This is a genomic window from Paenibacillus sp. 1A_MP2 (assembly GCF_052244825.1).
Lineage (GTDB): Bacteria > Bacillota > Bacilli > Paenibacillales > Paenibacillaceae > Paenibacillus > Paenibacillus vandeheii.
On sequence record NZ_JBQQCS010000005.1, the window covers coordinates 181,074 to 207,825 of the forward strand.

Genomic DNA, 26,752 nt, shown 5'->3' on the forward strand with positions numbered 1-26,752 from the left:
CCTTTCCTACATATTTTGTACGTCCTCCGTAGAGCTTTATCTTCAATCCAAATAATACCACATAATGGATCCGTTCTGTAGCGACAACACCGGCACTGCGAAGTTTCTGCAAATGTTGAGATACGGTTGATTGGGGTAGATCAAGACATTCCTGCACATACTCAAGAATTTTGTCCAGAAAAAGCTTTAATTACTCTTGAGAGTTAGTTTAATTTTTAAATGCTAACAGCCTTCTCCCGATACTCGGTGAACCTCTAAGTGTTATTGAGGTTTTAACTACATATGCTTATTATTTAGATGATCATCTAATCGGAATATGTTCTTGTCCTTGTCCATTTCGGCAATCGGTACAAGTTCTTGTCCTTACCTTGAGACAAGAACTTGTACCGATAACATAAAAAAGCCGCTAAAATAGCGACTTCAATGGGAATATGTTCTTGTCCCTCGCCATCTGCGGTCTGCTGCCACAATGTGTGCATAGCGAGAGGTTTGAGGATCTCTTTTCATTTTTTCATTTAATTACCATTAGAACTGCTGAATGTAGTCAGAATATTTCCATAATAAATTTCCCACTACAGTTATTCGTAATTTCTGATTCAGGTGCTACAATTATTTGGGTTATGTTTTGACAGCTACATGCTCTTGAATTTCCGGGGTATACTGGAAAAATGTACGAACCATCATTATAGAATATATGAACTAAAAGTGAGGTTGTATTCTTTTGATCATTATATATGGTTATTGATGCATGTAGTTCTTTGTTATTTATAGAGGACCAGATCGTAAGGTTCTCTAATCCCGTCTTTGGATCAAAAAATATTTCTCCACTTAATGAGATTTTAGCCCCTCCATTCGCTTTCTTTACTGGGTTATCATTTTTTTCTTATTTCTCATAGACAATTGTCTTAAACATTCCACCAATTGGTTTAGTGAAGTTATTGGATATATGATGTGGCATATGGCAATGGAAGGGCCATGTTCCTGGGTTATTCGCGCAAAAGAGTAAGTCGTATGTCGTTCCACTCGAAACTTCTATCGTATTTCGAAGTAATCTGGCGGAACTTGAGATTTCATTACCGTCTGCAGCTGTGAGAAGAAATTGATGTCCATGAAGATGAATGGGATGTGCATTCATTCCTATGTTCCCAAGACGAATACGAATGTTTTCGCCATATTTAACTGGTAAAGAATTAGAATATGGAAAACAACGCCCATTCATTGTGAAAAAATTAAAACTGTCCGTTAAGGGGTCTAAATCGTAATCTCCTTTCCTCAATTCACCCTTAGGCAGGCCTTGAAGATGAAATTCCTGAAGCATGATGAAGTAATCTCTATGAATATAGTCATTACATCCCGATTCTATTATAAATCCACCCCCTAGTCCCATTAATTCTTGAGTAACTGTATTGTGATGAGTATGATACATATGCGTTCCCGGTGCATTCATAATCTGAAAACAATAATCAAAGTATTCACCTGGTCTAATTTTGGGTGTTGGTTCAACTTCAGGAACACCGTCCATAGAGTTGGGGATATCCAGGCCATGCCAATGGACACTGGTTGCCTCCGGTAGATGGTTTATAACCCTGATCTTAACCCAATCGCCTTGTTTAACTCGTATAGTTGGACCCGGAATGAAACCGTTATACCCCCAGCCCTTCATTTTTATTCCAGGCAATAGTTCTCTCGTTACAGGCTCCGCAACTAACACAAAGCACTTCATTCCCTCTTCGACGGTAAAGGGAAGATCCGGGATATCCGGTGTGATAACCATAGTACTCCTCCATCCCAAATGGAATTGTTTACAATGGAGGATATATATGAAATTCGAGGCTTGTGCTATTACTTTATTTCCATAGCCGAATACTATGTCTAAGATGAACCTTAGTTTATATCAAATGCTTGCTCGCTAGTACATCCAAGGACATTTATGATTTTCAGCCTAGGTTGTTGTTCTCCGATATAGTTATTTCTGTGTTGTGTCGCAGGAGCCTAAACGATATCCCCTAAGTGACTTCTTCTTCACTTTTCAAGTCCAAACAAGAAAAGCGTGCAACAATCGGAATTCTGCCCTATCCCCCAGTTCTTACTAACAACTCTTGCTATCATATGGTCACTATAAATCAATTGAATAATATTTTTGTTTTTATTTGACGGCTCATTTTGCTGGATTGCTACCCAGTCCATATTCCCTATCATAGGCATCAAATATTTCACGAGCAATGGGTGCTGCGCTACTTGATCCATACCCCCCTTCAGGTACAACCACGGCTACTGCCAGTTTTGGATTCTTACGAGGTGCAAAGGCGATAAATACGCCGTTCTCAACATTAATCGATTGACCATTTATATAAATAGTCTGTTGAGAGGTGCCTGTCTTTCTCGCGAAATCATAGGGAAACCCACTGAACGCGGCATCTACATTGGTAGACATTCCACGTTGAATGGTGCGCCAGTATCTGTCATCATAATTTGCTGTATTTAGTGTTTTTGGTTTAATTTTTTTAACGACATTACCTTCAGAGTCACGTATTTCTTTTACCAGGTGTGGTTCAAGACGTTGTCCTTTATTCGCTAACATCACGGTATACTGTGCGAGCTGCATTGTTGTATATTTGCCTTGTTGTCCAAATGAAGCAAAAGCCAAGCCTGTGAGTGCAGATTGATTTTCTTGGTTATATTCAATTCTGCCTCTAAATTCTTTGGGTAAATCCACTCCAGTATCCACGCCTAAGCCGAATTCTTTCATATATCTGTCCCATACTTTAATACCTTCCACATTATACTTGTTCCAAAGCTGCTCACCGATCATGTCAATCATAAAAGCATTTGATGATTTCGTGATTGCTGTCTCTGGATTTAAAAGACCATATACGCTTCCTGAAGAGTTTCTGACTCTGGTACGATCTTTACCAAACTCCGCGTATCCGCGATCCTGATATGTTGAATTCGGAGCAAAAAAACCTTCATTTAAGCCAATCAAAACACTTAATGGTTTTATTGTTGACCCCAATAATACGGTTGACTCTGGGTGCTTTCCGGTGTCGTTTGGAGGAAAGGATTCAACTGTACCATTTCTATAGATGTACTTAATCTTTTCATAATCCCATTCCGCATTCGGATCATAATCAGGCATACTTGCCATAGCCACGACATTACCGCTATCTACTTCCATTGCGACAGCAAAAGCTGTTTTTGCATTAGTATGAAGTTTTCCTGAAACTGGAGTCCGCTGTAACCAATTCAACTGTTCTTTTATAGCTTGTTCTGTTTGAACTTGTACGTTTTTGTTGATGGTCGAGATGATATCGTATCCTTTTTCTGGAGGGAGCATGTTTCCTCCCTCTTCAGGCAAATTTAACGCATTAATGGGGATCTCTTTAAAACCACTTTGTCCTCGTAACACGTCCTGATATTGAAGTTCAAGACCATCAACACCAACATTTTCTAGCTCAGAGTATACAAGCCCAGGATTGGTTTGAGTTGGATTTAAACGATCAATTTCTTTGTATTTTGCTAGTGTCTTTGATGTTTTGAATGTTTTCATGTAACCAATAGCTTGAACAGCCACGCCATCCTTATCATATTTGCGTTTGCTTTCTTCCACTACACTCAATCCAGGAATGATATTTCTATTCTGAAGAAAGTAAGCGACTTCTCTATCAGATAGGTCACTCTTGATCAATCTCGGAGAATAACCTTGGGTCTGTCGATATTCCAGATCCATCGCATTCAAAATATCATCTACCGAGAACTCTTTACTCCCTGGATCTTTAAATTCCTGAAATACTTCATACAATTTTTCTGCAAATTGACCAGCTTCCTCACGATTGGGATTTTTAGGCCCCCCCTCCTGTTGACTATAATTTTTATACAATGTGATGTATAACGACTGAATGGGCTCGGAATATGCCAATTTTATTTTACCTGATGAATCATAAATGGAACCACGAACGGGCAACAAAGGACTTGTTCTGGTGACACTTTCACTTTGTAAACGGCTAAGCTCGGGGCCTTCTACGAATTGCATATAAGCGAGACGAATGATGATAACTGAAAAAATGACAAAGGATACAAAAAAGAAAAAGTTAATGCGAAACTTAGAACTGATTGGTTTTGGTTCTTCTGCATCGTAATGATTGTTCATCTGATAATACTCCTCTTGGTCGTTCTTAAGTAACAGTGTAAATTTTAAATTTGAAGGAAGTGTGTTTTTTTGTTATATCAATACAACCAAATTTCAAATAGCTGAAGGCAAACCAAAAAAGCTCTACGAGGACGTAGAGCCTTTTTAGTCACCTTATTGAATTGTATTTATTCTTTATATCGAAGATATATTCTATAGCCGATAAAAACCAGTAATAAAAATGAAGCATACATCAAACTGACTTGTACTAGTCGTGTTCCTTCATTCCATATTTCATGCCCTATATAGGCAAAGGTCATCATTGCGGGGATTTTACCTAATAAGGTTGCGAGTATGAAAATCTTAAAATTTAAATGGAATACTCCTGCGTAAATATTGATTGCCGCAGCTGGTAAAATGGGTATGATGCGAGCTGATAGAATCATCCAAAACAGGCGCTGGCTACTCATCGCATGTAGTTGATCTAGAGATGTAAATCTCTGGGTAATCCTTCTTCCCCAAGAATAAAGTAAGTATTTTGCCAATAGATAGACAATAATCGCAGCTAAAGTGGATATGGCCACGTTCATAGTACTGCCCAATACTACACCATATTTAGCGCCGATCACTCCACCTACAATGCCAAACGGGATCACAGGAAACATAGCAAGAATAGTAATTACAAGAAACATCAGAGGTAAGCTAGCCGTATTATCCCCAGCTATCCATGCATACAATAAATCCCGCTTCATGAAAACAAGCATAAATACAACCAGGTTAATACAGAATATAATCCATTTTTTCAACCTAACATTCTCCTGAACGAATTTCTAGTTTACAAGTGAGTTTTGGCAATCTTTTTCTAACGTACACATAGGGGTACCCCTGTTACTGATACTTTATATAATGTAACACAAACGTACCCCTATCGTTATATTATACAATGATTTTATCACGTCAGTTTTTAAGAATTACGAATTTTCACACGTTGTAGCCGAAGTGCATTAAGAACAACAGATACTGAACTTAATGCCATTGCAGCACCAGCTACCCATGGAGCCAAAAGGCCGATCGCAGCTATTGGAATACCCAGCGTATTGTAACCGAGTGCCCAAAATAAATTTTGTTTAATGTTAGCCATAGTTTTACGGCTCATATAAATAGCGTCAGGGATACTTGAAAGATCGCCACGCATCAATGTTACATCAGCAGCTTCCATAGCAACGTCTGTTCCTGTACCAATAGCCATTCCGATGTCTGCCATAGCAAGGGCCGGAGCATCGTTTATACCATCTCCTACCATCGCTACCTTTTTACCTTGTGCTTGCAGTTTTTTAACTTCTTCCGCTTTACCTTCAGGGAGAACTTCAGCCAGGACGTGGTCAATGCCAACTTGAGCCGCAATCGCTTTTGCCGTCCGTTCGTTGTCCCCGGTAATCATAATGACCTGGATACCCATCTCCTTCAAACGGCTGACAGCAGCCTGAGAGGTTTCTTTAATGGTATCTGCCACAGCAACCATCCCCGCATACTCTTTATCAATAGCGACAAGCATAGCTGTTTTCCCGGATTCCTCTAAAGTAGACATCATGTTGTAAGCTTGTTTTGCTTCTACATCGAATTTATCCATTAGACGACGTGTACCAATTAATAACTCTTTACCACTCACAACAGCCTTGATTCCAAAGCCTGGAATGGCCTCAAAGGATTCTGTTCTGAGCAGTTCAATATTTCTTTCCATAATGCCCGCAACTATAGCCTCAGCTAATGGATGTTCTGAATTTTTCTCAGCTGCCCCACAAGTTTAAGGAATTCTGTTTCATCGCCCTCGACCAAAACATCGGTAAGTTCAGGTTTACCTTTTGTTACTGTACCTGTTTTATCGAGAATAATTGCATCAATTTTATGGGTCTGTTCCAGATGTTCTCCACCTTTAAACAAGATTCCAAGTTCAGCTGCACGTCCAGAACCAGCCATAATGGAGGTTGGTGTAGCAAGCCCAAGTGCACAAGGACAAGCAATAACCAGAATGGCAATTGCTTTTTCTAAAGAACCAGCAAAATCACCCGGTGTTACTCCGAAGTACCATACCAAGAATGCCACTACAGCGACTCCTACAACAATCGGCACAAAAATCCCTGAGATGACGTCTGCTACCCGTTGAATAGGAGCTTTTGATCCTTGCGCTTCCTCGACAACTTTAATAATTTGTGCAAGAGCTGTTTCTTTACCTATTTTTGTTGCTTTCATTCGAAGCACACCGTTTTTGTTTATGGTTGCTCCGATAACAGCATCCCCCACTTTTTTTTCTACAGGGAGACTTTCACCAGTAAGCATCGATTCATCCACAGACGAGAGTCCTTCCAGAACTTCCCCATCCACAGGCACTTTACTCCCTGGTCGAACAATTACAACATCACCTACAATCACTTCTTCCACGGGAATGGTCAATTCTTGATCTTCTCGGACAACTATCGCCGTCTTGGCTTGAAGTCCCATTAGGGATTTAATAGCTTCTGACGTACGTCCTTTTGCCAGGGATTCGAACAGTTTCCCCATAACCACTAAGGTAATCAACACGGCACTTGTCTCATAGTACATCGCAGGTCCATGATGTACGCTACCGCCTTCAATTGCCCAAACGATGGTTAAATACAGACTGTAAAAATAAGCAGCTGAGGTCCCTAATGAAACAAGAACGTCCATGTTTGCACTGCCATTGCGTAAAGCTTTATATGCACCAATATAGAAGGGTCTTCCGATATAAAATTGAACTGGCGTTGCTAATGCCAATTGGAACCATGGATTCATAAAGAGATCTGGTAACCATACCCACGAAGTAAATGAAAAGTGACTTACCATTGCCCAGAGTAAGGGAAACGATAAAATCGCAGAAATAAGAAGTTTTCTTTTTTGTTTTGATAATTCTTTTTGTCGACGTTCAGCTGGGTCGCTTTGTTCCTGTTTCGGTACAGCTTGATAGCCGAGTTTCTCTACTCTCTTTTGCATATCAGTCACAGAAACATCTGCCGGATTATATTCGACATGAGCAACTTCCATGGCGAAATTTACGGTGGCCGTGCTTACGCCAGGTAACTTATTCAGAGTCTTCTCGATTTTTAAGGCACAAGCCGCACAAGTCATACCGAAAAGTTCCAAATCAACGGCTTCCTTAACTGTACTGTAGCCAAGCTTCTCAATGCTTGCTTCCATCTTACCGATGTCGACTTTACTTGGGTCATATGTTACTGTCGCTTTTTCCATCGCAAAGTTTACGTTAGCTTCTGATACACCTTCCAGCTTGTTCAAAACCTTCTCAATTTTTAAAGCACAAGCAGCACAAGTCATACCTGAGAGTTGAATTGATGTTTGTGATTTTTTCTCTTCAATTGTTGACACTATATATACACCTCACCTTTTAGACTTCATATCCTTGCTCTTCAATAGCCTCTTTAATGGTCTCTAGAGTCACCTTATTTTCATCATATACTACGGTAACAGTGCCATTTTCAAGATTAACATTCCCTTGAACACCGAGCGATTTCAAAGCACCTTCGATTGAGTTGACACAATGTACACAAGACATGCCATTCACATTTAACACTTCATTTTTCATAATTCACTTCTCCTTATATATGAGATTTTTATTTCAGTAATATTAACTTCACTTCATGTATAAAGCATACCCCCCTACCCTATATTTTGTCAAGCGCAATACCCGAAAATTTTAAGCCCATTTTATTGTTGATATGTAATTATGTTATTCTTCCTTTTCAAAATTCGAATTATTTCTTAGGAATTTAATAAAAGGAGTTCTCTCAGAATTTATGAACTGATTCTGAGAAAACTCCTTCTGTGCTACATTTCTTTTATTAAGCGGCCATTTCACGACACATTTTTGCACAAGCAAAACACGCTTCTGCACATTGTTGACAATGCTCATGATCATGTTTTTTACATTCGTTCCCACAAGCTTCACAAGCGTCTGCGCAAGCAAGACATATCTCTTTAACATATTTGCTATTGATCGACATGGCATGAGCGGCAAATTCACAGATATCCGCACATTCACGATCCAAGCGAATACATTCTTTCATCATTCCAATATGCTCCTCATCTAAACAAGAAACATAACAATGATTACATGCAACCATACATTTTAAACACTCTTCAATACACTCTTTGTACTTTTGATGTGACATTATAATTCTCCTCTCGTATCTAAAGTAGTAGGGTAGTCCCCTATTTTATATTTACCCCATATAGAAATTTCTATTCATGGCGGCATTTCAGAAGATAATCTACTACTCTAGAGTGTGAAAGAGGATAATTCTGTGCACATTTCACAATCGATGGAGTGAACCGAAATATCATTTAGGGTTCTTATCCAAGAAGTGTTTTTTCAATTTCTTGACGATTGAAGACAAATCCGAAATAAACTTTACCTTCAATGAAAATTGTAGGGACCAAATTTTTACCTGTTCGTTCGCGCAGAAGGACAGCATTTTCTGGATGATCAGCTATACTAAACTCTGTATACGGTATTTGATGATCATTTAAGAATTTTTTGAAATTTTTGCAATCTTCACAAGTTGGCGTTGTAAATACCTCGACATGCATACGCTTCACCTTCTTCTAACTTGAAGTAATGATTCAAGAAGATCATGTTATTCGACTATGTCGTAGCCTTGATTTTCAATTGCTTCTTTAATATCCGAAAACTCTAGTTTGGTTTCGTCAAATTTAACTTCAACCTTACCTTCCGCGAGAATTACTTTTCCTTCTACGCCTATTTGATTTAAGGCACCTTCAATTGAATTTACACAATGCCCACATGACATACCTTTTACTTTTAGTGTAATATTTTCCATTTTTCATACTCCCCTTTAATTGAGTTTAAATATATGTTATTTCATTGAGGCATGAACTCTTTTGATTAATTCATTCACTACTTCAATATGCTTTGTTGACTCCATTAAGTGCACCTGCAGCGGATAGGAGCATTAGGCCTCAATGATTGTTTGTCATTGGACCATTAACTTCATCCTATATTGTCCAAATGAATGACTTTTAATGTACATCACCTCCTTCATTAATACCATACCCCCCTCACTATATTTGTCAAAGTATTTAGCTGTAAACAAAAAAAGAGTTTTTGCAAACCCTCTTTTGTTTACAGCACTATTTGATTAATTTATTTATGGTCACTAACAATTCATCTATAACTTCGTTTTCACCTTCCTGAATTCGTTCAATTACACAGCTTTTCATGTGATGCTCTAACAAAAGTTTTCCAACACCGTTCAAAGCCGATTGGACTGAAGAGATCTGATTCAGCACATTATCACAATAGGTATCTTTTTCGATTAATCCTTTTAGCCCTCTAACTTGTCCTTCAATTCTGTTAAGTCGGTTAATTAAATTATTCTTTGTTTTCTCAGAATGATGGCTCCTGCGTTCTTCCGTGTTGCATGACTCATGCTCTTGAATTAGGTCTCCCATTTTCCGATCACTCCTCATTATTTTATCTTATATTATACTATAGCCCCCCTATACTATACAAAATGAAATTCATCTACATTATTTCTACATATATTTTCTATACTATTATCGTTATTACCAATCAAATACAAAACGGTGGAGGAAAGAATATGAAATTGATGCTTTTAAAGAGGTTCATCGTAATTGGTTCTTTAGCTATTCTCGCTACGGGATGTACTAATGCGATTAAAAATAATGCAATGGAAGGAATGGATCATTCAAACACGAATAATCCTACTTCGGCTGGTTCCAGTCCTGTGAAATTCACATCTAGTACTCCAGTGGTAAATGGCAAAGAATTTACGATCACCGCACAAGAGAGCAATCTTGAAGTTTCCAAAGGTAAGATATTACCTGTTTGGACTTTCAACAATTCTGTCCCCGGACCTCAAATCCGTGTAAAGGTTGGAGACAACGTAAAAATCAATCTAAAAAATGAGTTGAATCAGCCTGTCTCCATTCATTGGCACGGCTACCCCGTTCCGAATAACATGGATGGCATTCCTGGCGTTACACAAGATGCCGTTGAACCAGGTAAAACATTTACGTATACGTTCAAAGCTAATGTACCAGGTACCTATTGGTATCATTCTCATCAAGACAGTGTAAACCAAGTGGATAAAGGCTTGTACGGTTCCCTTGTTGTTGAGGAACTGAAAAATGACTATGACCGGGACTATACTCTCATGTTAGATGAATGGATGAGTTCCAGCGACATGAATACGAGTGATTCCGACAATATGGGTATGAAAGAGATGAATCATAATGAAATGAATATGTCCGGATCGGATATGAACATGGACGAGAACACTACGGGTATGGGCGGACATGATATGAGCATGTATGACCTATACACGATAAACGGGAAATCAGGTACTGCCATTGATAAACTCATGGTTAAAGAGGGCGATAAAGTTAGAATTCGCTTAATTAATGCAGGATACATCAGTCATCAAATGCACTTACATGGCCACAATTTTAAAGTAATAGCGTTGGATGGACAGCCCATAAATGAACCCGAGATGATAAAAGATCAATTACTTTCTATAGCTCCTGGAGAACGTTATGATATTGAATTTACAGCGGATAATCCAGGCTCCTGGCTACTTGAAGAACATGGAATTGAGTCGCCGAAACAAAATATGAAAGCCGTTATCCAATACGAAGGTTCAAAAGTTCAAAATGACAATTCCAATGCTTCAGCTACGCTTCCTGTGTTTGACTTCGAAAAGTATGGTAACATGTCAGATTCATTATTTTCGTTGAATCAGATATTTGATCAAAACGTGACAATGAATTTAAATACAGAAATGAAAGATGGAGAAATGGTGTACACCATAAACGAAAAGGTATTTCCGGATACAGATGTCATAAAAGTCCAGAAAGGTGACAAGGTCAAAGTTACTTTTGTGAATCAGTCCAAAACGGATGACCATCCTATGCATCTCCATGGACAGTTTTTCCAAGTGCTAAGTAAAAATGGTCAATCCTATCAGGGGTCAACGATCATAAAAGATACACTAAATGTTAAACCAGGGGAAACTTATGTTGTTGCTTTTGAAGCCGATAACCCTGGAAATTGGATGTTCCATTGCCATGACTTGCATCATGCTTCCGCGGGAATGGTAACGGAAGTCATGTATACAGATTATGAAAGTAACTATACACCTGATCCGAGTGTGGAGAACGTAGCGGAATAAATAAGTAGCATTGATTTACTCTTTATTAAGATCTGCTAATAATACGTTAAAAGATAAACAGAAGAAATTATAATGCGGCGATCTTTCCCGGAATGTAACCGAGGATTGGTTGCCGCATTTTTTTAGAAACACCATAATTGTAAAAAAGCGATACTGTTGCGCTTAAATGCATATCATTCTCTTCTATTAGCTAGCATACCAAAATCCCCCAGGTATAGAGAACTCATTAAAATGAACTCTAATCCGAGGGGACGATATTTCAGAACTATATTGGCGACGTTACTGACTTTTTTATTACAATATCATTCTATTGGAAGATGGACCTGAAAAGGAATACGCACGATCTTCAATATATATTTGATGCCATAAGATAAATACAAGAATGGTCCACAATTTACGGCTTGCATCCAATTTCCCTTCCTTATGGATCTCAAGTAGCTGCAATACATACGTTTTATTGATCCATTGATCTACGTCTGCTGTCATAATCAGATTCCTAGCCCATGAATACCATTCACTTTTTAACCATACTCTCGTTGGGACAGGAAAACCTAATTTTTTTCGTTGCTGTACATCAGGTGGAACCACATCTTTCATAGCATCACGGAGTAATAATTTAGTTGCTGTGGGTGTAACTTTATACTTTGTAGGGATGGTAGCAGCTAATTCAAATACTTTGGTATCTACAAAGGGAACGCGAAGTTCCAAGGAATTTGCCATCGACATTTTGTCTGCTTTCATTAGGATATTCCCACGTAGCCACGTATGAATATCAATATACTGCATCTGTGTGACTTCATCATATAACTTCGCTTGTTCATAAAGTGGCTTAGTCACCTGCTGGGTTGGTTTACATACTCCCTGCTCCGATAACCATGGTGCTAATACCTTACTTTTTTCATGATCCATAAAAATCTTCGCATTTCCAAAGTAACGTTCTTGCAGAATAAGACTCCCTCTTTCCAAGAATCCTTTGCCTTTCATGCCGGTAGGCATTAATCGTCCAAGATGTCCTGCAAGACTTCTCCATGGACCTGGAAGACCCTGAAACATGCGGAGAGCATAGGGTTCCCGATAAATGTTGTAGCCACCAAAAAATTCATCTGCACCTTCACCTGAAAATGCCATCTTAACATGCTGACTAGCCAACTTCGATACAAAGTAGAGACCCACGGCTGATGGGTCTGCTACTGGCTCATCCATATGCCATATTAGAGAAGGTAGTATATCTATATAGTCGCGGGCATTAATCCGAATTTCATGATGCTCAGTCCCTAAATAGGCTGCTGTCTTCCTAGCATCATCCAATTCACTATAGCCCGGCATATCAAATCCAACGCTGAATGTTTGGGTGGGCTCCAAGCGATGAAGTAAACCAACTAAACTGCTTGAATCAATACCACCCGATAAGAATGCTCCCCTAGGGACATCTGAGTTCTTATGAATACGAACAGATTCCGTTATTACTGATCGTGTTTCCTCTACTAAATCGGAATACGACCTACTTTCATGGGGCTCAAACTTCACTTCGTAATACGGTCTGATGGTCATTCCATTATTCTGTACAATCAAATAATGGCCTGCTTTCAGTTTATGGATCTCTTTGAACATCGTTAGAGGTTCAGGTACATATTGAAATGTGAGATACTGATAAAGAGCATTTTCATCCACTTCCCTATCAATCCTACCTGAAGCCAGCAACGTTTTAATTTCAGAGCCAATCATGTATCCGGAGGCGGTCTCACTGTAATAAACAGGCTTGATTCCGAAATGATCCCGTGCCGCAAATAAAAGATCACTCCTTTGATCCCATATGGTGAACCCAAACATGCCTCGTAAATAGTTGACACATTTAATTCCAACGTCCTCATAAAGCCTCAGTAATACTTCGGTATCGGAATCTGTATAAAATGTATACCCCTTCTGACTCAACCAATCCCTCAACTCTTTATAATTATAAATCTCTCCATTGAATACCAACCAAATATCTTTGTTCTCATTGGTCATGGGCTGTGCCCCGTGCTCAATATCCAGTATACTTAGTCTCCTAAAACCCAGACCGATATGATCATGGATATATATCCCTTCATCATCTGGGCCACGATGAGCTATGGAGTCGGTCATATGTTGCAGAATGTTTGCATCTACTGGCATACGATATTTGTTATATAAACTTACAAATCCACACATAGGGCTATTCTCCTCTAATCAATATAAGATTAGTTTAGCTTTTATGTATGTGGAATCTGTGAAAGATTACCGTCCATATCATAAATCACAGTTTAGATAAGTTATTTACTTATTTATTAGTTTAGTTCACTGGAGAATGGTTCTATCTGTTCGAGGCAAGTTGCTAAACAAAATGGACAAACCCGTGAATTACCCACGGGCTTGTCCATTTTAATGACTATCGTTAACCATTTTAAGATAGTTCTGCTCGCTAACCACTCTACGAGCTGTTACATATTTGGTTTTATAATAACTTTCAGATAAGCTACTAATTCGAACACCCTTACTGCTTGATGAATGTGCAAATTGATTGTTACCTACATAAATTCCCGCATGTGAAATGCTGCGACCATTCGTATTGAAGAAAACGAGATCCCCTGGGCGTAATTCTTCTTTCTCTACAAACGATCCCTTTGCTGCTTGCATACTAGAGGTGCGCGGCAAATCTAGTTTAAACTTATTAAAAACATACAGGATAAAACCGGAACAATCAAAACCAGATGTTGTTGTCCCACCATAAAGGTATGGCGTTCCAACCACTTCTTTTATTTCTTCTGTTAGCTTTGCCTGACTAGCAAATGCACCTGTTGCTGTGGAGGTAAATAAAACTGCTGCTCCAAGAACCGATAAAATGACTTTCTTCAAACTTTTGTTCCTCCCTTAGATGCCTACGGAGTTAGCTTAAGGATTCGGTTAAAGGCTCCCTATATTCTTTTCTTACAAGAATAATTCACCCAACAAATGGTTCCCCCGTTTTCAATACGAAATTCGGCAAAAATAGTTAAATATTTGTAACCTATAGAGTATTATATTGTTAAATTGTGTGGATTTAATGTGGAATTCTCGTATATCTTATTCTAAAAGAAACGACCGTCTCCTGCTGAAGTTAGGGAGCGATCGCTTCTTAGCACATGTTCTTTTTGTATTGCCGAATTCTAGTTATAAGTTCAAGGCTCCTCTACACTATACAACCACTTATACCCTATGCCCCAAACCGTTTGAATGGGGTTCTGTTCCAATCCAGCCAACTGCAACTTCTCCCGGATATTTTTCACATGGGTGTCTACGACTCGGTTATCTCCAAAAAAGTCACTTCCCCAGAGACGTTCAATGATTTCATCTCTAGAGAAAACTCTTTGTGGATTCTCGGCCAATATAAGCAATATATCAAGTTCTTTTTGGGTCAAATCCAGATTTGTGTCGAGTACAATAACCTGTCTTCGATCTGGATAAATAATCATGTCAGTATACATGATTTTTTTACCGATTTCTTTAAGGCTTAAAGACTGTGAAGAGCGTCGAACAAGCGCAAACAAGCGAGCAATGAGTTCATCAGAATTTACAGGTTTCACCATATAATCATCAGCACCGACACCTAACCCATGTACCTTATCCTTCACATCCCCTCGAGCTGTAAGCATCAATATAGGTGTTTCAGTAAACGATCTGATTTTTTCACAAAGATGCCATCCATCCATATCCGGCATCATAACGTCTAATAAAATGACATGATACGAATTTTTCTGAAGATAGGACAGTCCTTCGGTTCCATTATGAGCTTCCGTAATATCAAAACCCTCTTTAGTTAAATAAATTCGCAACAGATTTCTCATGTTCCATTCGTCATCAATAACTAATGCTTTCAATTTATTCATATGGTCATCCCATCCATTTCATTAATCTTTAGTAATATGCGGTTTCTGACCGTAAATTTGAACGATCATTAGCTCATTTGTTTCACATATTATATTTTGAAGCTGTGTGATTTTAATGAAGAAGAGGTGATGGACGGGAACATCACTTTAAATCGCGTCCCCTCTCCAATTTTACTTTCCACATGAATTGTTCCTCCTTGTTGTAAAACAAGACTTTGAACAATGGACAGCCCCAGTCCTGTTCCTCCATATGCCCGGGATCTGGATTTCTCAACCCGGTAAAAACGTTCAAATATATTGGGAAGTTCTTCTGTTGAAATTCCGTGCCCCGTATCGCAAATGCTTATTACAACCCCTTCTAATTCAGAAGTTAAAGAAACTTGAATATACCCCTCGGCTGTGTAACGAATGGCATTATCCAATAGATTCAAAATAATCTGTTCCAGTCGGTTAGAGTCTACAAAAATATGGGGTACGGGACTCAACTTACTTCGAATCGTAAGATCTTTTTCTTGGGCTTTTAATTGAACCTTATCTATAGACCTTTGAATAATCGAAGTGGGTTCTACAGACATCAGTTTCAAGTCAATTTTACCTTCTTCCATCTTAGACAATTCAAAGAGATCATTTATGATTACATTTAAACGTCGTGCTTCCTCAGAAATGATTTGTAGATATTTTTTCTTTTCTTCATCATTTTCCACAAGATCTTTAGCCAATATGTCTGCATACCCTTCCATATAAGTAATGGGTGTTTTCAATTCATGAGAGACGTTGGCAAAGAACTCCGAACGATTATCTCGATATTGTTTTAATTCTTTAGCGAGGTCGTTTATGGCTTGTGACAATGAACCAATCTCATCTTTAGTTTCCACAGGAATTTCAAGATTCAGTTCTCCTTTGGCAATTTGGCGAGTTGCACTTTCAATTTTTAATAATGGATTCGATAATCTTTTGGATAGAAAAAATATGCAACCCAACGCCAATAACAGTGCTCCAAATCCAGTGATAAACAGTAAATTTCTAATCGTTTGGATCGAATCTTTCATATTTTCTAGAGAACTAATCACGTAAATCCCTTTGACCGTTGGATTAGTGGTTACGGGGATACCATGAAGCAGGTAAAGTTCGTTATTAAAAGTGAATTCTCTTTCCACCTTCTTCCCTTCTAACAATTTGCGATTATCCCAGATATAGTTAGGATAAATGGAGGCGTCTGAAGTCTTTGATTCAATGAATCTTCCTTGTGAACTCAAGATGTACATCTGGACGCCTGTAAAATCAGCCATTTGTTCCGCACTGTTGCCTTGCTCCTCAAGCATAGTAGACAAATGTGCTGCTAACTCATTAGCTTCATCGTGTACCTTTGATGACAAAAAATTCGTGAATATGAGGTTAAGTACAATACTTAGCAATATTAAAATCCCAATAAACAAGCTGAAAATGGTAAAGCTAAGTTTTAAATGAATTTTATTCCACACCGAATATATCACCTTTTGAAATCATATTAGGAAAACAAAACAGTCGCCATTATGGCGACTCATAAAATTTATTTTGACTCAGAAAGGACGAATTGTTTTTCACGCTACGTAGTATGCACTTCATTTGTTATTAGACGGTTCCCCACTTGCAGTGCTTTAATTTTATTTTTGCCAATTACTATAGAATTAAAGCATTCTCTTTAATTCTTCAGCAGTGATTCTCTTCAAAAACTTGCTGAATTTTTCTTTACCTTTTGCATGAATTTTGTAATAATCGATTATTTTCATTACCTTTTGTGTCACTTCCGCTTCCGTTAAACCAGCTAGAAAAAGTTCAGCCAAAGAAGCTTTGATTCCCTTTGGATCTCCACCTATATACATATCGAATTTGTCTTTCATTTTAACGATTCCGATATCTCTCATGAGGGGTTCACTACTCCCGAGTGCACAGCCAGCATATCCGATCTTCAGAGGTGTCGGTGTCAATATCCCAGCTATAGCTTGATTTAACTTTTGAGCAATGTCTAGTCCGGAATCTTCAGCCCCTCTGCAGAAATTACAAGCGATCAGGGCCTTAGTTGCATAACCTGCAGGGTTTACCTCAAGTCCAATGCTTCGAAGATTGTCAGTTACGACGCCTTCCGATTCAGCCGATATTTCAATATAAAATTGTTTAAACGGAGTCATCTCGGTCTTTTGCTCTGGACCCATAAGTTTACTGATAGCTGAAAGTTGTACTGCAGTAAACAAGCTTCCTCCTACTTGAACCGGTGGGGAAACTGCAATCATCAATCTTTCATTGTTCACTTCTTTTTCTCCTTTAACCGAATTAATGTTATAAAGAATGCGTTTAGTTTATTGCCCTCTTCATGTATTTCATATGACTGAATCAAAGCAACTCTTACTTAAGTCCACCGTTGCATTTGATGACTTTAGAATACCCCCCTATAGTATAATTTTCAAGCTTTTTCTTTATATATACACTTAGATTTAAATTCTTTTTCATAATAAAGGAGCTACCTAGGTTTATTCTTTCACGATTCCCTTAAAGACCAGTTCTCTCCACCATCATTGCTTTCATAAACCGAATACTGATCTGTCACAATGATGAGCCGATTGGGATCTTGTTTTGAACTTTTGATCCCCAAAGGCATCTCACCATTTAAGTCTACGTCGAGGTCAGACCATATTTCCAAATCAGTAGATTTTAAAAATCCACTCTCTGTCATGATAATCGTTCCTCCATCGAACAAAGACAGTACTCCGTATGCCGGCTCGTTTGTAATCTGGATTTGTTCCAAATCTCTGCCCTTGACATTATAGCGAACCAGCCCTGATTCCGTTGCAGCCAAAATGGTCTCTTTAGCCGAAGGAAGTATAGAAATCGAATACGCCCCTTGGGGGATACTTCCGATTTTGTTCCACTGTTTCCCACCATTCTTCGTTTGATACACATTGTTGTCAGCACTAGCCAACAACGCAATTAATCGACTTGAATTCCTCGGGTCCATCGCTAAGTAGTGCACATCCGGCTCATTGGGTTTTGCTTTATTTGGAAGTCCATTCTCTGCAGTTTCCCAGGTCTCCCCACCATCATTAGAACGTTTCACAAAACCATGGCCCGCGACAAAGATGTTCATGGGATTATTCGGATTCGTTTCAATTGCCATTACATCACTTGTCATAAGTTCTTTACGAGTTCGCTGCCATTTTTGATCTATAAATTCATATATACCATTATGAGTTCCCATCCATATGGTTGTATCATCATCTGCAAAACTAAAGATATGCGGATGGGTGGTGGACTGAGGTGTTAATAGATCCAAATTTGCAGTCCTGTCTTCTCTACTCTCCCCCAGAAAATAAAACCGACAATCACTACTAATGATAATGCGAGATAAAATCCAACACCCAGGGATAGCCCTTTTTTCTTTTTTGGCATGGGTCATTCTCCTTGTCTAAAATAATTTTAGGTCAGTATAGAGAAAAATTGTGAAGATTCTGCGTGTTTTGACGAAAATATAAAGGAGGACACCCTATATCTACAAGATGTAATAGCTTAAATATACAAGCGCATCAATAGCCAATGGTCAACACGATTTCCATGTATCAGCCCATGATCAGCTTTTAGTGGGGGAAAATCAATAAAAAAACCCAATCAGCAGAGCTAATTAGGGTGAGTGCATACTTACTGTTATGAGAGGGTTGAGCCATGGTCTTCATGCCAGATTTGATGGATTACATCGGCCAAGATCGAAATCGTTCTATAATTTTCTTCAAGTACATTTTCTACACCACCGATTTCGATCAGGGCACTAGATTCAGCAAGCGATTGGTTGTATTGTCCGTTACCGCTAGAATGATCTTTTGAGTATATCCCCTTTGATATTCCGGGTATTTTCTTGTTTAATTTATTCTGTAATTTGGTGGCAAACTCCATCGTTTCTTGCCAATTGGGATTTTCTTTTCCTACGACAAAATATAATTGTGCATAGTTAAGTTCATCAAACTCTATGGTCGTCTGATCTTTGGGTTGTGAATCACGATGGATATCAAAGACATAGTCAATGGATTTATGATTAGACAATTCTTGGCTCAATGTATCCTTCGAATAACTATACGATTTAGCGTAATCGAAGTTCTTAACTACACTTGGATAATCAGCAGTAGATTGAATCACATTCATCCCCTTTGCTGTTAGTTTTTTAGTGAGGTCCTCTCCTAGTAAGGTGACATTAATATTAGAGTCAAATGCTTCATCTGCAGAGGTTTTGCCTTGCAGCTCCGGCAACCAAGATTCACGGTTATGAGTATGATAAATAAGAATTTGTGGTTGTGTGGATCTAGAACCACTTTTTTGCTGGTCTTTGTTTTTCGTGACGGTTATATTATTTGGCTTCTTAGTCACATGCTCATGGTTTGTATTTTCATTTTTTGTTTTAGTCGTTGATTTGGTTATCTTATCTTTAGAAGCCTGATTATCCTTACTCAGTTTGGTTACTTCTTTAGATTTTATTCCGACTGTTTGATCTGAAGTAATGTTGTTCATCTTTACCTGGTTGCGTGGAGGTAGGCTTTCCTCTTCAGGAATGAAGTCAATGTACATAGGGATAACCTTCAAGGAAATTATGAAGGATGCTAGAAATGTAAAAACGACTAACTTACTCCTTCTTCTTCTACGTGCCATTTCGTTCCTCACTTCCTTTTCGTTTTGTCTCTACCATTTCTATTCGCTTTTTCATAGAATAGAACAAATGCCCTTCCCTTACCCGCAATAAAATAGGAAGGCCTTTGAAAGCCTTCCTTTGGATTTATATATCGATCTTATTGAATTAATTGCCTGTTCTCGACCTCAATTTTTTTACTTTTTCTTTTCATGTGTATACCAACAATGGTTAGCGACTAAGAGGCTAGATCTTCTGAAAGATATTCTTTAATTTTTTGAGATTTTGAACACGACAGTCTATAAAGTATGTAGTTTAACTTCGCTACATATTGCAGCATAAGAAAGAATGACGTCATTACTGACGTCATTCATCATAAAGAGCTATTTTGTAGAAAGTTCACTCTCTACTAACCATTGGTGATTTTTAACCGGGTTTCCACCGGTTGCTGGTGTATAATCGACCATATAAACCGTTGTTCTCTCAGCTGAGTCAATAGTGGCCTCAGCACCCATCATGCCTTCCATATGATCAGCTTCAAGGGTAACCTTGTCCCCTTCTTTTAAGGGCTCACTGCCTGCATCTTTGATTTCTTCTTGAATAACCCACTTATGATCCGGTATTGGGTCTCCTCCAGTAGTCGGAGTAAAAGTTACTGTGTAGGCTACCGTATCATATGCGCCTACTACTGTTGCCTTTGCTCCGTTCATACCCTCCATGTGATCAGCTTGAATGACGACTTCGTCTCCAACTTTATAAGTAGGATTCTCCGCATCCTTTATACCCTCCGGAACCTCACCCGATCCTGAATGATCCATCTCACCCATATTCGAGTGCTCGCTTTCTGTAGCCGTGTTGGAATTGTTGCTGTTTTCCTTGTTCCCACAGGCACTCAACACCAATATAACTGCCAAGCTAAGTAAAACAAGTGATTTTTTCACTGCTTTCACGCACCTTTACTTTTATTTTTTTGTACTTATGGGTCGGTGTAATCGAGTCACTTTAACATTTTACCCAAAAACTTTGAAGATATTGTGAAGATACTCCGATTGATTTGAGCATTTTAACAACTTCTTTTCAAGAATGTACGCTGAGCAAATGCTAGGAACAAATTGCATTTCTAGTTTTTTGGTGATATTATCCCCTTGTTTAATTCAACTATCCTGGCCCGTTAGTTGAACAAAAACAGCCGATCACATTGATCAGCTGCTTTCTTTGTTGTATTGAACTAACGTTTCCCGGTAGTAGAACAAAAGCAGCTCACCCTCTTGGCCGACGGCCTCCTTGTTTTAGTGAGCTATCGTTCCCCGAAAGCAAAATCCGGACGATATTGTTTCCTAATTCGACTTTATCAAATCTATTTGGAATATATTTTTTGTAATAATTCCTTTTGCACAGGCTTAATATTGATGATATTTCTGATTTCTTTTGCCTTTGTTTCAGCATCATCAAGTGTACTTGCCAAACCTAGTTCTAATAGTATACCAGCTGCAACGGTCCCCGTTCTGCCCTTGCCTCCTCCACAGTGAAAGGCAACTTTCTTGCCGGCGTTATGAGCTCCAACAACCTCATCAATTGCATGTTTAAAAAGCTCGGCTTCATTTTCTTTTGTATTGTCATCAAGCGGAACTTTCACCCACTTCACATGATCCGCAGGATACGCGCACTCTGTTGCTTCTTCCCGCAGATCCACCACGACTTCAATGCCTTCGTTAAGAACCATTGCCTCAACGTCTGCCGCTCCGCCCATAAAGATTTTGTCAGCAATGAGTGCATGGTACTTTTTCTCGGCATGATTCATTTTACTTACCCTCTTTCAAGAATTGCTCTATACGAGCTTTGATTGAATCACGGACATCAGCGAATGTAGCTGTGATTTCTTCCTCCGTACCTGTCGCCTTTGCTGGATCATCGAAGCCCCAATGCCATCTTTCAGCCTTGTCATTACGTACAACGGGACAATTATCATTGGCATGACCGCAAAGCGTGATGATGTAATCTGCTTGTTTTAAAATCTCAGGATCAATTACATCCGATGTATGATTTGAAATATCAATTCCAGCTTCTTTCATGGTTTGAACAGCACGGGGATTTAAGCCGTGAGCTTCTAGACCAGCACTTCTCACCTCGTATTTATCACTTCCAAGTGCTTTCAAAAATCCATCGGCGATTTGGCTTCTGCAAGAGTTTCCTGTACACAAAAAGTAAACAAGTGGTTTGTTGTTCATGTTTATTGATCTCCTTTATCTTCGGTTTGGCTAACTTTTACTAGTTCATCTTGAAATTTCGCTTTGCCCATTTTTGTGTTAATCAAAGCTTTTACCAACATAGCGATAACAATCAATACTACAGTGATAACCGCAATGATTAACCAAACATTTACGCTTGTTGCATGGATCAAATGAAGCCACAAATATAGTCCTGTCAATGTGATAAAGAGCGTTGGGATAGTGAGCACAATCCCAATTTTAAAATAACTCCCCATGTGATTTTTACATCCTTACGGGACAGTACGTGTAACCATAATAGTGTTGCAAGCGAGCCGATCGGTGTGATTTTTGGACCCAAGTCACTGCCGATAATATTGGCATAAATCAGTGATTCTCGAATCACACCTTGCGTATTGGTCGCATCAATAGCTAGCGCATCGATCATCACTGTGGGCATATTGTTCATGACCGAAGACAATATCGCAGCTAGGAATCCCATGCCGATTGTGGAGATGTAGAGCCCCTTGTCGGCAATGGCTTGAATGACTTTCCCAAGTTCATCCGTTAATCCCACGTTTCGTAGTCCATAAACTACGACGTACATACCAATTGAGAAAATCACGACTGCCCATGGAGCCCCTTTAATGAGCTTCCACGTTTGTATTGCCTGACTGCGGCGTGCAGCCAAAATAAACAAGATTGCAATAATCCCAGCGATGACAGACACCGGAACTTGAATGAACTCGCTCATCAGGTACGCGACAAGAAGCACGGCTAAAATCACCCAAGAGAATTTGAACAGCTTCTTGTCTTTGATTGCATCAACTGGCGTTTTGAGCTGACTGACTTCGTAGTTCCCTGGAATACTTTTTCTAAAAAACAAGAACAAGACCAGAAGACTCGCTAATATTGAGAAGAAATTAGGGATAATCATCCGACTTGCATACTCCACAAAACCAATACCAAAGTAATCAGCAGAAACGATATTGACGAGGTTGCTGACTATAAGTGGGAGCGAAGTTGTATCTGCAATAAAACCACTTGCAATAATAAAAGGCAAAATCATCTTTTGATCAAACTTGAGCGCTCGAACCATGGCAAGCACAATAGGCGTTAATATCAGTGCGGCACCGTCATTCGCAAAGAACGCTGCTACCCCTGCACCAAGTAGCACAACATAAACGAACATCAGCTTACCATTGCCTCTTGCGAGCCTTGCCATGTGTAGAGCAGCCCATTCAAAAAAACCGATCTCATCTAAAATAAGTGAAATCAGAATAATGGCTACAAAAGCAAGCGTGGCATTCCATACAATTCCTGTAACCGTACCCACATCGGATAGACTTACGACCCCAAATAGGAGAGCGAGAACAGCTCCAGCAGATGCTGACCACCCAATATTAAGTCCCTTAGGTTGCCAAATCACAAAAGTGAGTGTAAGCAAAAAGATTGAAATTGCAATGAGTGTCATGCTTCCTCCTCAGGACCACAGCAGTTTTTCAATCCTGCTATGTTGTCTTTCATGGAAGGCAGGTACGGATACACACATTGAACATATGCTTTCGCTTCAGGATTAAGGGAGTAGTAAACCCACTGCCCTTTTTTCTTTTCATTAAGAAAACCAGCTGCCTTCAGTTTTCGAAGGTGCTGACTGGCGTTTGGTTGAGACATCCCAATAATGTCTGTGATATCACATACGCAAAGTTCCTGTTCCTGAAGTAGCGCAATAATGGTCAACCGCGTTTTATCAGCTAATAACTTATATGCCTCAGCCATTTCCTGAATTTTTTGTTCCATATGTACCTCCCCTGTGATTATCTTCGTTGGCTTCATTTAATGATATAATCATATAATAAACCAATTATATAATCAATTGCGAATATATAAAAAATTATATAAAATTCAATTCACGAAAAAGCCGGTAATAAAATTACCGACTTTAACGTCGCTATCTTTGCTCTCGAACTAAAAATACACATTTTGACTTAATGAAAGAGTGACCGTCTTCCATCTTTAATATCCTTCGTCTGATACTCAATGACTCCCCTTCATTTTAGTTCACAGCTTATACCATTTCTAAATCCAATACCTCACAATTTTTTCGCAAGCGCTAGGACCGCTTTCTTCGCATCTTCCCCTGCACCTCGAATCGTCGCCGAAGCAAATGATGTCTGCCAGGGTATACCTACAAAATGAATATTTTCATCGATTTGTTTTAAGGGGTTACCCAGGGAATCAAGAACATTCAATCCGTTAAGATATTCAAAATTTGGAATATAACCTGTAGCAAAAATAACGGCATCCACATCTTCACGAGCATCATCTGACCACACTACACCTTTTTCCGTAAAAGCTTTAAACATATTTTTAGTGTCTGGCCTATTTTTATCAATTGCATCTTTATAAAAACCATTATCAAGGACACCTTCACTGTTTTTCTGCAGTAGGCGTTTACCCCAAGTCGATTGATCGAGTCTAAGTATGGTTAGCCAAAAATGAATATCTTTCCCCGCAATGACCTGCGGCTTAAATTTGATCGGACTTCTGGATGCAATTGTTACATGGGCCGCCCGGGCAAGTTCAACGGCTATTTGGACAGCTGAATTCCCTCCGCCCACAACAACGATGCGTTTGTTTTTAAACTCTGCCTCATTTCGATAGTCTTTGGCATGAAGCATTTCCCCCTTAAATTGATCCATCCCTGGAATGTCTGGAATACGAGGATTTACAAATGCCCCACTTGCGCAAATGATGGACCGTGTAAGAAACTTTTCTCCGCTCAAGGTATGGACCGTATAGATATTGCCTTCCTTATCCACCTTGATTACTTCTTGCCCTGAGTATATTGGAAACTTAAATGTAGCCGCATAGGAATTTAAGTATTGAACAACCTCATCTCTGCGCGGATAATAATTTGCACCGCCTGGAAATATAAGTCCTGGCAATGAGGAGTACGCTGCGGGTGAGAACAACGTTAAGCTATCATAATAATTTGCCCATGATCCTAATTGTTCTTCACTTTTTTCGAGTAGAATAAAGCTCCGTCTAGCTTGCTGTAAGTAATATGCTGCTGCCAAACCTGATTGACCACCGCCAATGACAATGCAATCATAAATAATGTTTTCCATTTTGCCCTCCTTCTATAAAAAAGCTACTGCATCACGTTAAGGATGTAGTAGCTTTGAATTCTTGTTTATCCGTAGCAAGAATTTGATCCTACCTTTCCGATTTTGAAGGAGAGCAGCAATTCGTAGAGGCTTCCTCCACTTGTACGGGTTCACAGCAGCTATCTGCACCACTAGCACCCAGACTGCAAACACCTGTCTCCGGCAGTTCCAGCTCTACTTTTTGTGCTGACTCCATATCTCCCACTAAAGCCGCTACAATGGATCTGACTTGCTCGTATCCCGTCGCCATTAAGAAGGTTGGTGCTCTTCCATAACTTTTAGCACCAACGATATAAAAGTCCTTTTCAGGTTGACGTAGTTCCTTTTCGCCATGAGGTCTAACTGTACCGCAGCTGTGTATATTGGGATCAATTAATGGCGCGAGCTCATAAACGCAGTCTAAACTGGGGTCCATTAATACCCGCACTTCGCGGACAATCGATAAGTCAGGACGAGAACCTGTATTACCTACGATTTCATCAATATGATCAATAACCACTTTTACATTTCGAATGGCTCCGGAAACCTGTATTTTTCCACCTTGTTGTTTAAGTTCTTCAATATGGAATGCCGTCATGACTTTTACTGTACCGGATTCAACCACCTTTTGAATTCGGGTACCCAGTTCTCCTCTTGCCTGTAGCCCATCTAATTCTCGACCGCCATACACATCTTCAATATTTGCCTTACGAATTGCCCAAACAATTTCAGTTCCCGATTCCTCTTTTTGAAGCTCTGCAAGTTCAAGCAAAGTGTTGATCGCAGAATGTCCGCTTCCTACAACAAGAACTTTCTTGCCTTTATAACAATTTTTCTCTTTCCCTAATACAGCAGGAATACCGTATGAGATGTGGCTTTCAAGCGCTTTTTCTTCTTCTGAAAAAATACCGTCTGAACGAAGCGGGTTTGGATTGGACCATGTTCCAGAAGCATCGATAACTGCCCGCGCCTCATAAATAAACGGGGGTCCGTTTTGTTCAACATGGATAACAAACGGAAGTTTCTCGCGTCCACTTGTTTTCACTTTGCTTAACCCTTTACGACTGATCGCAGTAACTTTCGTATTCAAATGCATGTATGGACTTACTTCAGGTAGTGCAGCCAAGGGTTTTAGATAATGCTCAACAATCTCCTTACCCGTTGGGATGGTTTCGTTTTGAGGAGCGACCCAATTCGTGGGAAGCAGCAATTCTTTAGCAGCTTTATCGATGTTATATTCCCAAGGTGAGAACAGACGTACATGTTCCCATTTTCTAATGTTTGCTCCCACTTCATCTCCGGATTCAAACAACATAAATGGCTCACCTTTTGAAATGAGTTGTGCTGCTGCCGCAAGACCAACCGGTCCAGCTCCAATAATCGCAACAGGTAATTGGTTTGTTTCTTTTACGGGTGATTCGCAACAGTTCACTTGGTTAACAGGGATACTTTTAAACATTATATTTTCCTCCTCAATATTACTTGCATTTTACAAGTATT

At 39.3% G+C, this 26,752-nt stretch carries 25 protein-coding genes, 2 pseudogenes and 1 riboswitch; of the genes and pseudogenes, 1 reads left to right on the forward strand and 26 read right to left on the reverse strand.

Features of this window, described 5'->3' with window-relative positions; translation table 11 throughout:
* Positions 1-70: 70 nt before the first annotated feature.
* The 11 genes and pseudogenes from ACTWJ7_RS35590 to ACTWJ7_RS35640 all read right to left on the reverse strand — a co-directional run.
* A pseudogene (locus tag ACTWJ7_RS35590) lies at positions 71-166 on the reverse strand (ArsR/SmtB family transcription factor); the annotation flags it as partial.
* Between the two features lie 378 nt (positions 167-544).
* Positions 545-838, reverse strand: a complete 294-nt coding sequence (locus tag ACTWJ7_RS35595; protein WP_442952320.1) for an S-Ena type endospore appendage — start codon at positions 836-838, stop codon at positions 545-547.
* A gap of 45 nt (positions 839-883) precedes the next feature.
* Entirely contained in the window at positions 884-1,774 is an 891-nt protein-coding gene (locus ACTWJ7_RS35600) for a multicopper oxidase family protein (protein WP_024634441.1), read from the reverse strand.
* A 384-nt stretch (positions 1,775-2,158) separates the two neighbouring features.
* Positions 2,159-4,147 carry a peptidoglycan D,D-transpeptidase FtsI family protein gene (locus ACTWJ7_RS35605; protein ID WP_024634440.1) on the reverse strand — a complete coding sequence of 663 codons (1,989 nt, stop codon included), beginning with the start codon at positions 4,145-4,147 and terminating at the stop codon, positions 2,159-2,161.
* 167 nt (positions 4,148-4,314) lie between these two features.
* Positions 4,315-4,932, reverse strand: a complete 618-nt coding sequence (locus ACTWJ7_RS35610) for a TVP38/TMEM64 family protein (RefSeq protein ID WP_024634439.1) — start codon at positions 4,930-4,932, stop codon at positions 4,315-4,317.
* Between the two features lie 158 nt (positions 4,933-5,090).
* Positions 5,091-7,474 (reverse strand): annotated as a pseudogene (locus ACTWJ7_RS35615) (heavy metal translocating P-type ATPase).
* Between the two features lie 70 nt (positions 7,475-7,544).
* Entirely contained in the window at positions 7,545-7,742 is a 198-nt protein-coding gene (locus ACTWJ7_RS35620; protein WP_024634437.1) for a cation transporter, read from the reverse strand.
* Between the two features lie 256 nt (positions 7,743-7,998).
* The gene (locus tag ACTWJ7_RS35625) at positions 7,999-8,328 is read right to left on the reverse strand and encodes a four-helix bundle copper-binding protein (protein WP_081718281.1); all 330 of its coding nucleotides are present in this window, start codon (positions 8,326-8,328) and stop codon (positions 7,999-8,001) included.
* 181 nt (positions 8,329-8,509) lie between these two features.
* Positions 8,510-8,746, reverse strand: coding sequence for a glutaredoxin family protein (locus ACTWJ7_RS35630; RefSeq protein ID WP_024634435.1), 237 nt, complete (start codon positions 8,744-8,746; stop codon positions 8,510-8,512).
* A 47-nt stretch (positions 8,747-8,793) separates the two neighbouring features.
* Entirely contained in the window at positions 8,794-8,997 is a 204-nt protein-coding gene (locus ACTWJ7_RS35635) for a copper ion binding protein (protein WP_443146615.1), read from the reverse strand.
* 310 nt (positions 8,998-9,307) lie between these two features.
* A complete protein-coding gene (locus tag ACTWJ7_RS35640) occupies positions 9,308-9,628 on the reverse strand; it encodes a metal-sensitive transcriptional regulator (protein ID WP_024634433.1) in 321 nt (106 codons plus the stop codon).
* Between the two features lie 149 nt (positions 9,629-9,777).
* Between ACTWJ7_RS35640 and ACTWJ7_RS35645 the strand changes: the two genes are divergently transcribed.
* Positions 9,778-11,367 (forward strand): multicopper oxidase family protein, encoded by a 1,590-nt coding sequence (locus ACTWJ7_RS35645; protein ID WP_443146616.1) that lies wholly within the window; start codon positions 9,778-9,780, stop codon positions 11,365-11,367.
* A 294-nt stretch (positions 11,368-11,661) separates the two neighbouring features.
* On the opposite strand, the gene asnB is transcribed toward ACTWJ7_RS35645, so the two are convergent.
* The 15 genes from asnB to ACTWJ7_RS35720 all read right to left on the reverse strand — a co-directional run bounded on the left by asnB (position 11,662) and on the right by ACTWJ7_RS35720 (position 26,711).
* Positions 11,662-13,557 carry an asparagine synthase (glutamine-hydrolyzing) gene (asnB, locus tag ACTWJ7_RS35650; RefSeq protein WP_175395183.1) on the reverse strand — a complete coding sequence of 632 codons (1,896 nt, stop codon included), beginning with the start codon at positions 13,555-13,557 and terminating at the stop codon, positions 11,662-11,664.
* A 210-nt stretch (positions 13,558-13,767) separates the two neighbouring features.
* Positions 13,768-14,241 (reverse strand): C40 family peptidase, encoded by a 474-nt coding sequence (locus ACTWJ7_RS35655; RefSeq protein WP_301882202.1) that lies wholly within the window; start codon positions 14,239-14,241, stop codon positions 13,768-13,770.
* A gap of 5 nt (positions 14,242-14,246) precedes the next feature.
* A riboswitch (cyclic di-AMP (ydaO/yuaA leader) is annotated at positions 14,247-14,380 on the reverse strand.
* A gap of 163 nt (positions 14,381-14,543) precedes the next feature.
* Positions 14,544-15,251, reverse strand: a complete 708-nt coding sequence (locus tag ACTWJ7_RS35660) for a response regulator transcription factor (RefSeq protein ID WP_443146617.1) — start codon at positions 15,249-15,251, stop codon at positions 14,544-14,546.
* An 89-nt stretch (positions 15,252-15,340) separates the two neighbouring features.
* The gene (locus tag ACTWJ7_RS35665) at positions 15,341-16,732 is read right to left on the reverse strand and encodes a sensor histidine kinase (protein WP_443146618.1); all 1,392 of its coding nucleotides are present in this window, start codon (positions 16,730-16,732) and stop codon (positions 15,341-15,343) included.
* Positions 16,733-16,918: 186 nt separating this feature from the next.
* Positions 16,919-17,539 (reverse strand): nitrite reductase, encoded by a 621-nt coding sequence (locus ACTWJ7_RS35670; protein ID WP_443146619.1) that lies wholly within the window; start codon positions 17,537-17,539, stop codon positions 16,919-16,921.
* Between the two features lie 227 nt (positions 17,540-17,766).
* Positions 17,767-18,681, reverse strand: coding sequence for a WD40/YVTN/BNR-like repeat-containing protein (locus tag ACTWJ7_RS35675; protein ID WP_443146620.1), 915 nt, complete (start codon positions 18,679-18,681; stop codon positions 17,767-17,769).
* A 245-nt stretch (positions 18,682-18,926) separates the two neighbouring features.
* Positions 18,927-19,919: a stage II sporulation protein P gene (locus ACTWJ7_RS35680; protein WP_175395188.1), complete on the reverse strand. Its 993-nt coding sequence runs from the start codon at positions 19,917-19,919 to the stop codon at positions 18,927-18,929.
* A 360-nt stretch (positions 19,920-20,279) separates the two neighbouring features.
* Positions 20,280-20,837, reverse strand: coding sequence for a YdhK family protein (locus ACTWJ7_RS35685; RefSeq protein WP_175395189.1), 558 nt, complete (start codon positions 20,835-20,837; stop codon positions 20,280-20,282).
* A 416-nt stretch (positions 20,838-21,253) separates the two neighbouring features.
* A complete protein-coding gene (locus ACTWJ7_RS35690) occupies positions 21,254-21,697 on the reverse strand; it encodes a protein-tyrosine phosphatase family protein (RefSeq protein ID WP_175395190.1) in 444 nt (147 codons plus the stop codon).
* Between the two features lies 1 nt (position 21,698).
* Positions 21,699-22,124, reverse strand: coding sequence for an arsenate reductase (thioredoxin) (arsC, locus tag ACTWJ7_RS35695; RefSeq protein ID WP_175395191.1), 426 nt, complete (start codon positions 22,122-22,124; stop codon positions 21,699-21,701).
* Between the two features lie 2 nt (positions 22,125-22,126).
* On the reverse strand, positions 22,127-22,381 hold the full coding sequence (locus ACTWJ7_RS35700) for an ArsB/NhaD family transporter (RefSeq protein WP_443146773.1): 255 nt from the start codon (positions 22,379-22,381) through the stop codon (positions 22,127-22,129).
* A complete protein-coding gene (locus ACTWJ7_RS35705) occupies positions 22,321-23,577 on the reverse strand; it encodes an arsenic transporter (RefSeq protein ID WP_443146621.1) in 1,257 nt (418 codons plus the stop codon). The genes ACTWJ7_RS35700 and ACTWJ7_RS35705 overlap by 61 nt, the downstream gene beginning before the upstream one ends.
* Entirely contained in the window at positions 23,574-23,903 is a 330-nt protein-coding gene (locus tag ACTWJ7_RS35710) for an ArsR/SmtB family transcription factor (RefSeq protein ID WP_175395193.1), read from the reverse strand. Before ACTWJ7_RS35710 ends, ACTWJ7_RS35705 begins: the two co-directional genes overlap by 4 nt.
* Before the next feature lie 293 nt (positions 23,904-24,196).
* The gene (locus ACTWJ7_RS35715) at positions 24,197-25,234 is read right to left on the reverse strand and encodes a flavin-containing monooxygenase (RefSeq protein WP_443146622.1); all 1,038 of its coding nucleotides are present in this window, start codon (positions 25,232-25,234) and stop codon (positions 24,197-24,199) included.
* 88 nt (positions 25,235-25,322) lie between these two features.
* The gene (locus ACTWJ7_RS35720) at positions 25,323-26,711 is read right to left on the reverse strand and encodes an NAD(P)-binding domain-containing protein (RefSeq protein ID WP_443146623.1); all 1,389 of its coding nucleotides are present in this window, start codon (positions 26,709-26,711) and stop codon (positions 25,323-25,325) included.
* Positions 26,712-26,752: the final 41 nt, after the last annotated feature.